Source organism: Planctomycetota bacterium (assembly GCA_021414025.1).
Taxonomy (GTDB): domain Bacteria; phylum Planctomycetota; class Phycisphaerae; order Phycisphaerales; family SM1A02; genus SYAC01.
On sequence record JAIOPG010000002.1, the window covers coordinates 136,071 to 148,769 of the forward strand.

At 64.1% G+C, this 12,699-nt stretch carries 14 protein-coding genes; 2 read left to right on the top strand and 12 right to left on the bottom strand.

The window, feature by feature from the left end; translation table 11 throughout:
- Positions 1–27: 27 nt before the first annotated feature.
- On the bottom strand, positions 28–933 hold the full coding sequence (locus K8R92_01195; GenBank protein ID MCE9618507.1) for a hypothetical protein: 906 nt from the start codon (positions 931–933) through the stop codon (positions 28–30).
- Positions 934–994: 61 nt separating this feature from the next.
- Between K8R92_01195 and K8R92_01200 the strand changes: the two genes are divergently transcribed.
- Complete coding sequence (locus K8R92_01200) at positions 995–1,348, top strand: outer membrane protein assembly factor BamE (GenBank protein ID MCE9618508.1); 354 nt, start codon at positions 995–997, stop codon at positions 1,346–1,348.
- 160 nt (positions 1,349–1,508) lie between these two features.
- Here K8R92_01200 and atpD read toward each other — a convergent pair whose 3' ends face one another.
- From atpD to K8R92_01225, 5 genes are all read right to left on the bottom strand, one after another.
- On the bottom strand, positions 1,509–2,951 hold the full coding sequence (gene atpD, locus K8R92_01205) for a F0F1 ATP synthase subunit beta (GenBank protein MCE9618509.1): 1,443 nt from the start codon (positions 2,949–2,951) through the stop codon (positions 1,509–1,511).
- Positions 2,952–3,119: 168 nt separating this feature from the next.
- A complete protein-coding gene (locus K8R92_01210; GenBank protein ID MCE9618510.1) occupies positions 3,120–3,347 on the bottom strand; it encodes a hypothetical protein in 228 nt (75 codons plus the stop codon).
- Positions 3,348–3,398: 51 nt separating this feature from the next.
- Positions 3,399–4,757 (bottom strand): hypothetical protein, encoded by a 1,359-nt coding sequence (locus tag K8R92_01215; protein MCE9618511.1) that lies wholly within the window; start codon positions 4,755–4,757, stop codon positions 3,399–3,401.
- A gap of 39 nt (positions 4,758–4,796) precedes the next feature.
- Positions 4,797–5,846, bottom strand: coding sequence for a class I mannose-6-phosphate isomerase (locus K8R92_01220; GenBank protein ID MCE9618512.1), 1,050 nt, complete (start codon positions 5,844–5,846; stop codon positions 4,797–4,799).
- 7 nt (positions 5,847–5,853) lie between these two features.
- On the bottom strand, positions 5,854–6,327 hold the full coding sequence (locus tag K8R92_01225; protein MCE9618513.1) for a beta-hydroxyacyl-ACP dehydratase: 474 nt from the start codon (positions 6,325–6,327) through the stop codon (positions 5,854–5,856).
- 153 nt (positions 6,328–6,480) lie between these two features.
- On the opposite strand from K8R92_01225, the gene K8R92_01230 reads away from it, so the two are divergent.
- A complete protein-coding gene (locus tag K8R92_01230; protein MCE9618514.1) occupies positions 6,481–6,663 on the top strand; it encodes a histone H1 in 183 nt (60 codons plus the stop codon).
- Between the two features lie 114 nt (positions 6,664–6,777).
- Here K8R92_01230 and K8R92_01235 read toward each other — a convergent pair whose 3' ends face one another.
- The 6 genes from K8R92_01235 to K8R92_01260 form a co-directional block, all read right to left on the bottom strand.
- Positions 6,778–7,341 (bottom strand): isochorismatase family protein, encoded by a 564-nt coding sequence (locus K8R92_01235; protein MCE9618515.1) that lies wholly within the window; start codon positions 7,339–7,341, stop codon positions 6,778–6,780.
- Positions 7,342–7,372: 31 nt separating this feature from the next.
- Positions 7,373–8,746: an adenylosuccinate lyase gene (gene purB, locus K8R92_01240; protein ID MCE9618516.1), complete on the bottom strand. Its 1,374-nt coding sequence runs from the start codon at positions 8,744–8,746 to the stop codon at positions 7,373–7,375.
- A gap of 77 nt (positions 8,747–8,823) precedes the next feature.
- The gene (gene plsY / locus K8R92_01245) at positions 8,824–9,561 is read right to left on the bottom strand and encodes a glycerol-3-phosphate 1-O-acyltransferase PlsY (protein MCE9618517.1); all 738 of its coding nucleotides are present in this window, start codon (positions 9,559–9,561) and stop codon (positions 8,824–8,826) included.
- Positions 9,562–9,610: 49 nt separating this feature from the next.
- Positions 9,611–10,663 carry a glycosyltransferase family 9 protein gene (locus tag K8R92_01250; protein MCE9618518.1) on the bottom strand — a complete coding sequence of 351 codons (1,053 nt, stop codon included), beginning with the start codon at positions 10,661–10,663 and terminating at the stop codon, positions 9,611–9,613.
- Positions 10,660–11,517 carry an HAD family hydrolase gene (locus tag K8R92_01255; GenBank protein MCE9618519.1) on the bottom strand — a complete coding sequence of 286 codons (858 nt, stop codon included), beginning with the start codon at positions 11,515–11,517 and terminating at the stop codon, positions 10,660–10,662. Before K8R92_01255 ends, K8R92_01250 begins: the two co-directional genes overlap by 4 nt.
- A complete protein-coding gene (locus K8R92_01260; GenBank protein ID MCE9618520.1) occupies positions 11,514–12,668 on the bottom strand; it encodes a 6-phosphofructokinase in 1,155 nt (384 codons plus the stop codon). The genes K8R92_01255 and K8R92_01260 overlap by 4 nt, the downstream gene beginning before the upstream one ends.
- Positions 12,669–12,699: the final 31 nt, after the last annotated feature.

Below are 12,699 nucleotides of genomic sequence, written 5' to 3' on the forward strand. Positions count from 1 at the left end.
GCCCCATGGTATTCGCCGCCACCGCGTTTAATTCAGCGGCTGCTCCTGCCACTTTTGGATCTTTTCCTGCAGGCGGGCCACCTGGGGAAAGCGCGACAGGACGCCGGCGCGGTCCCTGGGTTCCGTCTTCGCGGTCACCACCAGGAGAACCGTGAAGAACAGCGTGAACAGGACGAAGGAGACAAAGCGATCGGCCCAGAAGCGACCCTTCCCGGCGCTGCCCAGCTGCCGCAGAGCGGCGTAGATCGCGTAGATGCCGCTGCCCACGACGAACCATTGCAGATGAATCCAGGGCCGCAGGGGATCCGTGAAGAGGGCGAGGAGGCACGCGATGAAAAAAATCTTGAATGCATTCGCCTTGGCAGTCGCGAGCAGGGCCTTGGGATCGGCCCAGGGGGGCCAGTCGCCCTGCAGGATCTTGGCGACATTGCCCCGAAAAACCTGGCCTCCGCCGCGCCGGGCCTGCACGCCGCGCCGCGGGGGAACACGGCGTTCCGTGCGATTGGCCGCCGCGGCCTGCAGGGCCGCGCCCTCAGCGGCTGCGGCGAAGAGCTCGTGGCCGGCGGCGTGGGTGGCCAAGTCGGGCCGTGGCCGCGAGGCCCACATGCTCTCCTTCACGCCGGGCTCGCCCAGCAGCAGGCCGTCGCGCTGGTCGCGAAACTCGACCACGGTCAGCCACCCGCTGGCGATGCTGCGGCGCATCCGGTGGATCGCCTTGGCGTGCTTGCGGTAGGCGCTGCTCACCGACGCCTCGAAGGCGCCCTCGAAATCCCACGCATCGATCCATTGCTCGCTGCCCGCGGGGGCGATGGAGTCGTCGAGATCCATAATGCCGTTCTGGATCAGGAACATGATTTGCGAATGGGGCAGCTGGTCGTGACGACGGGAATCCTGCAGCTTGACCCGGTACATTTGTGTCGTGAATCCATTCACGGCACGAAGTGTAATCAATCGCCCGCGCCCTCACCGACGGCACGCAGGACTTGGATCCCTTTTGCTCTGCGCCGGGCTTCGGCCCGCGCTGTTTGTTGCGCCGCTGCTTGCGCTGCTCTGCGCAATGGGTTGCGAATCGCAATACCAGGAGAATTGGAGCCGGGTCCGCGCGGGCATGACCAAGGAGCAGGTCGAGCACTTGCTTGGCCCGCCCAGCAGCAAGTACCAAGCGAAGACCGAGGACGGCAAGGTGATCATCGCGCAGGATCGCTGGCAATACGGCGACAACCTGAGCACGCTGGCCACCGGCGCCATGTTCCCGGAGGAGCCGCACCCGCGGGCCTGGTCGATCAAGTTCGACTCGTACGGCAAGGTCACGGAGATTCAGGTTCCCGAGTGGGAAACGAAAAAATAGTCGGGTGATTGAAATTTGCTCAATGGCGTCATTATGCAAATGTCGCCAACACAGAGGCAGAACTGGCCTGTGCAAAGAAACAGAGCCGACCTTTGCGAGATCGGCTCTGTTCAATTCAAATTAATTTCTGAAATCGTGTCTCGGAAATTCTGAACCCGACTCAGACGGCCGCGGCCATCTTCTCCGCCTTCTTGCGGGCGTCGTCCAGCGTTCCGACATACATAAACGCGCTCTCCGGCAGGTCGTCGCCTTCGCCGGCGACGATGCGCTCGAAGCTGTCGATGGTCTCTTCCAATTTGCAGGTCACGCCGGGGATGCCGGTGAAGACTTCCGCCACGTAGAAGGGCTGGCTCAAGAACCGCTCCATCTTTCGTGCACGGGCCACGGTCAGCTTGTCATCCTCTGAAAGTTCATCGACGCCGAGAATCGCAATGATGTCCTGCAGATCCTTGTAGCGCTGCAGAATGCCCTGCACGCGGCGGGCCACCTTGTAGTGGCGCTCGCCCAGCACCTGCGGATCCAGGATGCGGCTGGTGCTGGCGATCGGATCGACGGCGGGATAGATGCCCTTTTCGGAGATCTTTCGCTCAAGCACGATGAACGCGTCAAGATGGCTGAACGTGGTCGCGGGTGCGGGATCGGTCAAGTCGTCGGCGGGCACGTAAATCGCCTGCACGCTGGTGATGGCGCCTTGCTTGGTGCTGGTGATGCGCTCCTGCATCTGACCCATTTCCGTGGCGAGCGTCGGCTGGTAACCCACGGCGCTGGGCATGCGGCCCAGCAGCGCGGACACTTCGGAACCGGCCTGCGTGAAGCGGAAGACGTTGTCGATGAAGAGCAGGGTTTCCTTACCGCTCTTGTCGCGGAAGGCCTCGGCCATGGTCAGCGCGCTCAGTCCGACGCGAAGACGCGCTCCGGGCGGCTCGTTCATCTGGCCGAACACCATCGCCACCTTGTCGATGACGTGGCACTTCTTGCCGGTCGAGTCGATGTACTCGGCCTCCTGCATTTCAAGCCACAAGTCATTTCCTTCGCGGGTGCGCTCGCCGACACCGGCGAACACGCTGTAGCCGCCGAAGTTTCGTGCCACGCGAGCGATCATCTCCTGGATCACAACGGTCTTGCCCACGCCTGCACCGCCGAAGAGTCCGATCTTTCCACCGCGGACGAAGGGGCAGAGCAGGTCGATGACCTTGATGCCGGTCGGCAGAAGTTCGGTCTTGGGGTTGAGGTCGACAAATGGCGGGGGCTCGCGGTGAATCGGCATCAACTCGTCGTACTTCACCTCGCCGCGCCCGTCGACGGGCTGTCCCAGCAGGTTGAAGATGCGGCCGAGCACGCCTTCGCCGGTGGGAACCCGCACGCTCGCTCCGGTGTCCACGCAGGCGTCGCCGCGTCGCACGCCGTCGGTGCTGGCCAAGGCCACGCATCGCACGATGCCGCCGCCCATGTGCTTGGCGACCTCACCCACGAGCAGCGACTTCTCGCCGCGCAACTGGAAGTCGACATGCACCGCGTTGTAGATCTCCGGGATCTGATCCTCGGGGAACTGGGCGTCGAAGGTGCTGCCGATGACTTGGATGATTTTGCCGGTGCTGGGCATGGGGAGTCCGTGGTTGGAGTGCGGCGCCACCGGAAACGCTTCGGGTGGCGGGGCTAGGAAGATAGCCGTAGAGCGGCGAAATCGCCACCCAAAAACCGCCCGATCACGGGTTGGCCACGACGGAAGAACCGCCATTCGCAAGGGTTCAGGCCGAATTGGAGGAAGCGATCAAGCCCGGATATTGAGGAGCCGGCCGCGGGCAAGCCCGGTGGCGACCTCGATCCGATCCGCCGCACGCGTGTAGAACTGCAGCCGATCGGGTCCCGAGCTCAGCAGCGGCGCCGTAAATGGATCCGGCGCCACCGGAACCCGCGCCGCGGCCATGCCATTCATGGCAGGGGCGGTGGCGACCGGTCGCGAACCGGCAAGCGACAGCATGGAGCTCTGAATTTCCACGCAGGGATTCTAACGGGGGTCAACCGGGGTTTGTAAAGATCCCATTCGATCTCAGGGTTGTTTCGGCGCTGCCGATGGCGTTTTTGGAGCCTCAGCGGGATTTTTCTTTTCCGAATTATTCCATCCAAAGGCGCGGGCCTTCTCTTCCACCGGATTGAAGCCATGCATCTCGACATTGGGATTGATGTCGAAGACCTGCGGGGCCAGCTCCACGCCGAATGGTTTTCCGACGATCTCGAAAGCCGCCGGCAGCTCTTCACTCCACCAAAGATTTTTCTTGAGGCGAATGGACTCAGGGGGAATGCCGCCGGCGACGGCACTGATCCGCTCGATGCGGCCCGGCACCCAGGTCACCAGATTGTTTTCAAAGGTGACGAAGTTGGGAACGCCGCACGAGCCATCGGCGCGCCAGACGCACCGGCTGCTCTCGATGATCGAGTTGCTGTCGATGTTGGCGATGTCCACCGAGCCGAGCGAGACGAAGCAGGACGTGTCCAGCACGGCATTGTGCGCGATCAGAATTCTCCGCGCCGGATGCTGCAACGATTCGTCCGGGACGCTCAGCGACGTGGGATCGCAGACGCCCAGTTCGAAGGCCGTCTGCACGTTGGGGCCGAAGCTCAGGTACATGCAGGAGATGTCCTCGCAACCCGAGCGAATCGCCACGCCCCGGTATTGCGGCAGCATTTTGGAGGTATCCAGTTCGCACTGCGAAATGCCCACGCGGCGGCAATTGTCCAGCACAAAAGCCGAACTGTTCCAGCCCCTGATCTTGATCGCGGACAGATCAGCCTTCTGGATGGAGCGCAGATAGATCGCGGATTGATTGGTCGACTGGCCATCCTGGCGGATGCGCAGGTTTGACACGATCAGATTCGACTCCCACGGGACATCCTCGACCACGGGCGCGGCTCCCAGCGTGCCATCGACGACAACCGTCGGGCCCGCGGAATTGCCCACCATCAGATCGCGCAGGATCACATTTCGCGGCCGCTGCAGCAGAATGCTGTAGGCCTCTCCCTTGACGTAGGGCGGCGGCTTGTCGGCTTCAGTCTGGTAGCCGCGGATGATGATGGGCTTCTCGCGGTCGCCGCGAAGATCCGCCAGCGCGAAGGGCAGGTGGATTCCGGGAAGCAATCGCACTTCGTCGCCCGGCAGCAGAAAAGGCGCGAGCGAATTGAAGGCGACTCCGGGCTCGATGTTGAAGATGCGCCCGCCGAGTGTGTTGAGTCCCGCGACCGGAAAGGGCGGCGTGTTGGTCGCGGCCGGTGCGGTGGCGGAGGTCGCAGGATTCGTTGGAGGGGCGCTTGTCGGGGAATTTGGTGGCGCACTTGCCGGCTCACCGGGCGCCGTTTGCTGCGCCGAAGCGCAACCCGCGTAGAGCAGCGAGAGCGTCGCAACGATCGGCATGAGTCGGATGGAAGCGGTGAGGCAATTCACAGCGAGAGCCTAGGCAATGAAGCGGTCCATCGGATCGGGCAGCGTGATGCGCAGGAAGGTCGTCCCCAGCCCGAGCTTCGCCATGCGTCCTTCGGCGCTGGCCGGAAAGAGCAGCGTTTCCCAGGACTTCGCCGCCACCGGCACATCGCCCTCAATGGTGACCGAGCCGCCCAGCACCAGCCAGCAGACCGGCCGCTGATGGGTGATGACTTCCAGGTTGGTGGCCCGCATCGCCTCGATCCGCTCGATCTTGTAGTGGTCGGTGCGGCAGAGCAGCGTGGTGCGAAAGGCCAGCGTCTGCACCGCCGGCGCCGTGGAGGCATTGCGGATTGGCAGGTGCTCAAGGCGCTGGCTGCGGCCGAATTGCATGCACGCCATCGCCTGGTCAATGTGCAATTGGCGCGAGGGATCATTGCGATTCCAGTCGAAGACCCGAAAGGTGGTGTCGCTGGGGGTCTGGATCTCGGCGACGGTGATGCCTTCACCAAGTGCATGGCACAAGCCGCTGGGCAGATCGATGCAGTCGCCCGTCTGCACGCGAACCTCCACGAGCAGATCGAGGATGCTCGCCCCGCTGCGCAGTCGCTGCTCGAACTCCGGCTTGGTCACCTGCTCCTTGATGCCGCGCCAGATCATGGCGCCGGGTTTGGCGGCCAGCACGAACCACGACTCGGTCTTGAGGTGCGCCGTCGGATTGATCGCGGCGTATTCCTCGTTGGGATGCACCTGCACGGAAAGATGCTCAGCCGCGTCGAGAAATTTCACCAGCAGGGGGAAGCGGCCCTGCGGCGTCAGACGCGCCCGGCCCATCCATCCCTGCGTGTCGCGGTCCACCAATTCATGCAGGGTTTTTCCGGCGCCCGCGCCGGCCGCGACGCGCGAGCGGCCCTCGGCGATCGACTCGGGCAGATCCGCCAGCTCCCAGCTTTCGCCGATGGGAAGCTGCCCCGGCGCCGGTGCCTTGAACTTGCTCCATTGGACAAAAGTCTTGCCTCCCCAGGCGCGCCCCTTGGCGATGGGTTCCAGCAGGACGGGGCCGGTCGGCTTGGACGATGTCATCGGGGTCTTAGAGTTTCATACCCGTGATGCTGCTTTCGAAGACCAGCTTGCCTTCGACGACGCCTTGCACTGTGCAGACGAACCGCCGCTTGTTGCGCTGAATGAGCCGGCTGAGCAAATAGAAACTGTCGCCCGGCACAACCTGGCCCCGGAATGAGGTGTTGTCGCATCGGGTGAAGCCCAGAAAACCGATGTCGGGAATGGCCAGGGTCTGCAGAACACTGCACAGCTGGGCTGCGGCCTCGATCATCATCACCCCGGGCATCAGCGGACGGCCGGGAATGTGGTAGGGAACCCAGAATTCATCCTGGCGGATCTTCTTGACGCCGACACCGCAGGTGATTTCCTCATCCTTCCAAATCAGATGGTCCAATTGCCGCATGGGACCCGTTTGGGGCAGCAATTTGTCGATGTCCTTGCCCCCGAGTGCCACAGCATTGAGGTCAACGGTGTTCAGATCGATGATGAGTTCGTTTGCCATGGAGCGGTTTGGCCCCAAAACGAGGCATGGCGGCCAAGATAACCCGGTTGGGACAATTTTGGAGGGTTAGGGCTGATATCGAAAAGAGCCGATATCATGGTGCAGGGGCGGTTTCGCCCCTTTGACATCTCAAACCTCAGGAGATCAGAAGTCATGGAACACTACGAATTGCTCAAAAAGAAGGTTGAAGCAGCCGCTGAAGACATTGCCAAGGCCTGTGGCGGCAACAAGGCGGCGGGAACGCGTGTTCGCAAGGCCATGCAGGACATCAAGGCCTCGGCCCAGGATATTCGGATCAAGGTTCTGGAAATCTGCCGGCAGCCCCCCAAGGCCTGATCACGGTTCAATTTCGGGGTTTCGATCGCTCGCTGATTTCAGTGCGGTAGCGATTCATTCCGGCAATTCAAGAATTCAACATGCAAGGAGCCTCTCCGGGCTTCTTTTATGTTTTTAGAAGCAGATCTGCTTGGCCAGATCAAGGCAGGCCTTGAATTTGGGATGCGTTGAATCCTGCATCAATTCGTACATCGCGGAGAGGGTTCCGGTGGAAATGCCGTTGGCGTGCTCCATTCGCCGAAAGGCCGGGGCGATTTGCGATGCATCCACGGCCGATATGGCGTCCGTGACCAGAAAAGGCTGCCGGCCGTTGGCGGCCAGATCGAGCACTGTTTGAAGGACGCAGACCTGGGCCTCGATTCCACAAATGAGGACCTGCGATCGATTCAGAGAGCGAAGCTGGGCGGCGACCTCGCTGGTGTAGGCGCTGAAACGGGTTTTGGCGAAGACCGGTGTGCCCTTGGGAAGGAGTCCAGTTATTTCGGGGATCGTTGAACCCAGACTTTGCGGATTCTGCTCGGTCACGATGACTGGGATCGCCAGTTCATTGGCCATGCGCACCAGGATGCCGGCATTAGTGACCACGAAATCCCACTTGGCGATGTGCTTGGCGAATTTCGTCTGCAGGTCGACCACCAGCAGTGCGGCATCATTGATTCGAAGGCGGGGATGAAGCATCGGGAGTTGTGCGCGGGTCCTGGGGTGTTGGTCAAACCTTCAGCGAAGGCTCATGGGCGAGGGTGGCGGCGTACTTTTTGCGAAACGGCGCCGCGACATTGGCGATCCAGCGATCAGTTTGCTCGCCGCTGCGGCCGGTCAGGCGCTTGGCGTCGAGGGCCCTGGCGATGTCGACCTTGGCCAGCAGCGGGTCGCCGGCGAGTCGTGAAGCGAGGTCATTGGTGGCGCCATTCTTCACGCGGTCGGCGGCAGCCAAGGCATGGCGGCGCAGGGAGTCGTGAGCCTTCTCGCGGTCGACGCCGGCCCGCACCGCGGCGATCAGGATGTCCTCGGTGGCCACGAAGGGCAGCTCGTTGGCCAGGCGATGCGCGATCACGCTCTCATTCACCACCAGGCCGCCGAGCACGTTGATCATCACGTCCAGCGCGCCGTCCAAGGCGAGGAAGGCCTCGGGCAGGGAGAGTCGTCGCGCGCTGGAGTCATCCAGCGTGCGCTCCAGCCACTGCTCGCTCGCAGTCGACATGCCCACCGAGGCGAGGCCGATCACGAAGCGGGCCAGGCCGGTGGCTCGCTCGCAGCGCATCGGGTTGCGCTTGTAGGGCATGGCGCTTGAACCGATTTGATCTTTTTCAAAAGGCTCTTCGACTTCGCGCAGGTTGGCCAGCAGGCGAATGTCGTTGCAGCATTTGTGGATGGCGCTGGCGCCGACCGCCAGGGCGTTGAGCACGGTGGCCTCGAAGACGCGGGGCGAGGTCTGCCCGCACACGCTCCAGACATCATCGGGATTCCATTGCAGATGGGCGCAGAACTTGGCTTCGAGTTGGTCGACACGGGCGGCGTCGCCCAACAAGGCCAGGAAGGAAAATTGCGTGCCGGTGGCGCCGCGCAGGCCCTTGAGGCGCACGCCGGCGAGGCGCCGCTCGATGTCCTCCAGCGCGATGGCGAAATCCTGACCCCAAAGCGTGGCCCGTTTGCCCAGGGAGAGAGGCTGGGCCGGCTGGAAGTGCGTGTATCCAAGGCAGGGCAGGTCGCGGTGCTTGGCGGCGAAGGTGGCGACGCGGTCGATGGCGCGGGCGAACTTGACGGCGATCAGACCCAGCGCCTCGCGCAGCACCAGGGCATCGGCGTTGCAGATCACGTCCTGACTGGTCAACCCGAGATGGATGAACCCCTGCGCCGCCAGCGCCGACTCGCCGAAGGCGTGCACGTGGGCCATCACGTCGTGGCGCAGTCGCTTCTCGTGGTGCGCGACCGCGGCGAAGTCGGTTGTGTGGAGATTGTCGCGCATCGCGTCGATCGCGGCCTTGGGAATGTCGACGCCGAGCTCGTGCTGACTCTGGGCCACCGCCAGCCAGACCCGCCGCCAGAGCTGGGCGCGGTGCGCGTCCGACCAGAGACGCTGCATTTCATTGGAGGCGAACCGCGTCGAGAGCGCGCTCTGCCAGAGGTCGGAAGAGTTCGAAGTGGGCTCGGGGGCGGCGGTCACAAATGAATCGTAACGGAGGGCTTGCGCTTCTGGCCAACGCGAGGTTCGGTGCCTGAAAGCAGGCGTTTCACATTGGCTCGGTGCGTCGCAAAGACCAGCGCCGCGATCAGGCCGCAGGCGATCACCGCGGGCAGCGGCGTTCCATTGGGGGAGAGCGGAATGCCTGGAGTCGCCGGTTCCGGGGGGGCTTCGAACTGATCCCATGGCAGCAGCAGCGCCGCGCTCAGCGGCAGCGAGAGCGCCGCGATCATGCTGGAGAGGCTGACGATGCGGGTCAGCTTCATGCAGATCAGCCAGAGGCCCAGCGCGATCAGGGTCGGATAGGTGAGCACGGGCCACATGGAGACCAGCGCGCCGAATCCGGTGGCCACACCCTTGCCGCCTTTGTAGCCCAGCCATGGCGAGAAGATGTGCCCAGCGATTGAGGCGAAGGCGACGATGATCCAGTTGGTCAGCGCCCCGGGCGCGATTAAATGAATCGGCTGGCCGAAGAGTCCCTGGTCGACTCCGAAGATCATCACGGGGGTCGCGCCCTTGATGGCGTCCAGCCCGAAGCAGACGAATCCCCACTTGCGGCCCAGTGCGCGGGCCACATTGGTGGCGCCGATGTTGCCGCTGCCCACCTTGCGAAGGTTGATCCCCTTGCTCTTGGCGATCAGCACGCCGAAGGGAATGCTCCCGCACAGAAAGGCTCCAAGCACCCAGACGAGCCATTCGAGGGAGGGGAATTGCATTGGGAAAATATTAGCGATTCGCGGCGCGCATGCTCCGGCTCGACTTCGGTCAACGGCGATTCGCGCGCAGCAGCGCCGCCGCGGCGTGGGCGACGTCGCCCACGGAGATCCGCTCCATCCGCGCGATCGCAGCGACATGATTGGCGATCACCTCGCGGGGCAGAAAGGGATCGGCTACGAGCAGCCATTCGCGGATGCTCCGGGAGCCGGCGGTCTCGCGCTCATAGAGCGTGGTGAAGCGGTGATCGGTCGGACCGAAGAGCGCGACGCACGGTGTGCCGAAACCCGCAGCGATGTGGCGCGGTCCCGTGTCGTTGGAGACCAGCAGGTCGGCCTGAGCGATGGCACCCTTGAGGCCGGCGAGGGTGACTCCGCGCTCAACCAGCGAGATGGCACTGCCGCCGCTGGCGGCGACCACGGCATCCACGACCTCGCGCTCTCCCGGCGAGCCTGTGACGGCGACTCCGGCGCCGAGATCCTTCTGAAGGATCGACGCGAGGCGGCCGAAATTTTCCGCGGACCAACGCTTGTCGAGTCGGTTGGCGCCAGGGTTAAAGATCACGCGCGGCCGCGCCAACCCATCGAGCAATCGTTCGCCCTCCGCGAGCTCCTCGGGTGAGCACTTCAATTCCACGGCGCGGTCAGTGATCGTGGTTCCCAGGGCCAGCGCCGCGAGGTCGGCGTAGTTGTCCACGCTGCTGTGTGGTGTGCTCATGAAGGGCGGCGCCGCCGGATGCGTGAGCAGCCAGCCGCGATGTTGGCGGTTCCAGCCGATCCGGGTCCGCGCCCCGCTCGCCAGCGCGATGATCGCGCTGCGCAGGCTGTTGGGAAAGAGCAGCATGGCGTCGGCCTTGATGGCGCGGATCGGGCCAAGGTTGCTCAATGGGCCGAGCCAGCCGCGCATTGGATGCTCGAGGCACTCGTCAAAATAAGGAAGCCCGCGCAGCAGCGTGGAGAGCCCGGCGCGTCCCAGCAGCGTGATGTGCGCTTGCGGCAGATGCACGCGAAGGGCCCTCAATGCCGGCGTGGCCATGACCGTGTCGCCGATCCACGAGGGAAGGATGACGCAGAGGCGATTGCACTGCGAAAGCGGCGCCCTCACCAGGATCCCCATGGGCTTTCAGCGGCGCGGTGGGTGCGCCACCAGCGCTCGCTGTCGCGGCGCAGCTCGGCGACGAATCCCAAGGCGATCACATCCCCGCCTTCGACCGTCGCCGCCACGCTGCTGCTCTGGAAGTCGAGTCGCACCAATCTGATCCCCGTTCGGCTGGCCAGCTCACGGGCCATGGAAGCGATCGCCGTCTGGAAGTCCGCGTCGGCCAAAATATCAGAGCGCCGCGCATGCAGCGCGATGGTGCCGCGGGAGGGGGATTCGATCTCGCCCGCGGCGATGCGCCGTGCGGCGTGGAGCAGATCCGCCTCGACGAAATCGGCGGCGCTGGCGGCGGAGTGCTCGCGATTCACCGAGAGCAGCAACGTCCGGCATCCGGCGGCGGCGCCGGCGGCCACGTCGCGCTCCTGGTCGCCCACCATCCAGCTGCGCGGCAGATCGATCGCGTGCTCCAGCGCGGCGGCCAGCAGCATGCCCGGAGCGGGCTTGCGCCAGGGATGCTCGCGCTTGTAGTGCTCCAACGTGGCCAGCGGATGAAAGGGACAGAAGTAGAAGCCGTCAATGACCGCGGGCAATCGCAGTTGAGCTCGCAGCATCTGCTCGATCCGCGCATGGACCAAGGCCACCGCATCTTCGCTGTACTTGCCGCGGGCGACGCCGCCCTGGTTGGTCACCACGATCAACTTGAAATGGTTCTCGAGCAGAATCTTCAGCGCCTCCGGCACGCCGGGAAGCAACTTGACCTGCTCCGGATCGCCGAGGTCGCCGGGGTTGTCGATCAAAGTGCCGTCGCGGTCGAGGAAGACGGCGGGCCGCAGACACGACTCGCGGGCGGCTTCGCTCACACGACGACCGCGGGTTTCGAGTCGGAGAAATGCACCTGGGGAACCTTGTCACCGAAGCAGGTGCCCATGGCGCGGCCGGCGGCGATCAGTCCATGGTCCAGCGGCACCAACCGCTGCTTGCCCACGGTGTGCAGCAGGTCGACGTCGGAGAAGACGTTGTTGCCGCGCACCACCATGCGGTTCTGCCCGCCCGCCATCAGCGTGAGAATGGCGTGGTAGCCGAAGTGCGTTGCCAGGATGCGGTCGGAGGCGATCGGCGGCCCGCCGCGCTGGATGTGCCCGAGCACCGTGGTGCGGGTCTCGACCTTGCAGAGCTTTTCGATGCCCTGGGCCACGAAGGCGCCGATGCCGCCCAGGCGGATCGGATCGGGGCTGGTCGGATCGACCCGGGCCACCATCTGCTCGCCGGATTTCAGCTTGGCCCCCTCGGCGACCACCACGATCGCGAAGCCCGGGCCCTTGCTCATGCGCGCATTGATGAAGGAGCAGACCGGGTCGAACTCGAAGGGAATCTCCGGGATCAGCACCACATCGCTGCCGCTGGCCACGCCGGCGGTGAGGGCGATCCATCCCGCGTTGCGGCCCATGAGCTCGCAGACCATGACGCGGTGGTGGCTGTCGGCGGTGGAGTGCAGGCGATCCAGTGCGTCGGTGGCGGTGGAGACCGCGGTGAGGAATCCGAAGCTGATCTCGGTGCCGACGATGTCGTTGTCGATCGTCTTGGGAACGCCGATGATGTTCAAACCTTTTTCCACGAGGCACGAGGCGGCGCTCATGGTGCCGTCGCCGCCGATGACGATGATCGCGTCCAGGCGGTGGCGCTTGGCGGTGGCGACGCAGCGGTCGGTCATGTCGCGGAAGACCGGAGCCCCGGTGTGGTCGTTGCCCACGTGGTATTTGCGCGGATTGCAGCGGTTGTTGCTGCCCAGGATGGTGCCGCCGCGGACCAGGATGCCGGCCACGTCGCGCGAGGTCAGCGGCCGGACGCGGTCGTCGATCAATCCCTGAAAGCCATCCTCGATGCCCGCCACCTCGATGCCGTACTGCAGGATGGCCGTCTTGGTGACGGCGCGGATCACGGCGTTCAGGCCGGGGCAGTCGCCGCCGCCGGTGAGCACGCCGATCCGGCGAATGTTCTTGGGAGGTGTCATGGCAAGGCGTCAGATCGTATCGATCTTTTGC

Excerpts from the sequence above, each read along its gene's own strand:
- plsY (MCE9618517.1), bottom strand. The coding sequence starts at position 9,561 with ATGCAATTCCCCTCCCTCGAATGGCTCGTCTGGGTGCTTGGAGCCTTT.
- atpD (MCE9618509.1), bottom strand. The coding sequence starts at position 2,951 with ATGCCCAGCACCGGCAAAATCATCCAAGTCATCGGCAGCACCTTCGAC.
- K8R92_01260 (MCE9618520.1), bottom strand. The coding sequence starts at position 12,668 with ATGACACCTCCCAAGAACATTCGCCGGATCGGCGTGCTCACCGGCGGC.
- K8R92_01235 (MCE9618515.1), bottom strand. The coding sequence starts at position 7,341 with ATGCTTCATCCCCGCCTTCGAATCAATGATGCCGCACTGCTGGTGGTC.
- K8R92_01225 (MCE9618513.1), bottom strand. The coding sequence starts at position 6,327 with ATGGCAAACGAACTCATCATCGATCTGAACACCGTTGACCTCAATGCT.
- purB (MCE9618516.1), bottom strand. The coding sequence starts at position 8,746 with ATGCAGCGTCTCTGGTCGGACGCGCACCGCGCCCAGCTCTGGCGGCGG.
- K8R92_01220 (MCE9618512.1), bottom strand. The coding sequence starts at position 5,846 with ATGACATCGTCCAAGCCGACCGGCCCCGTCCTGCTGGAACCCATCGCC.
- K8R92_01230 (MCE9618514.1), top strand. The coding sequence starts at position 6,481 with ATGGAACACTACGAATTGCTCAAAAAGAAGGTTGAAGCAGCCGCTGAA.
- K8R92_01215 (MCE9618511.1), bottom strand. The coding sequence starts at position 4,757 with ATGCCGATCGTTGCGACGCTCTCGCTGCTCTACGCGGGTTGCGCTTCG.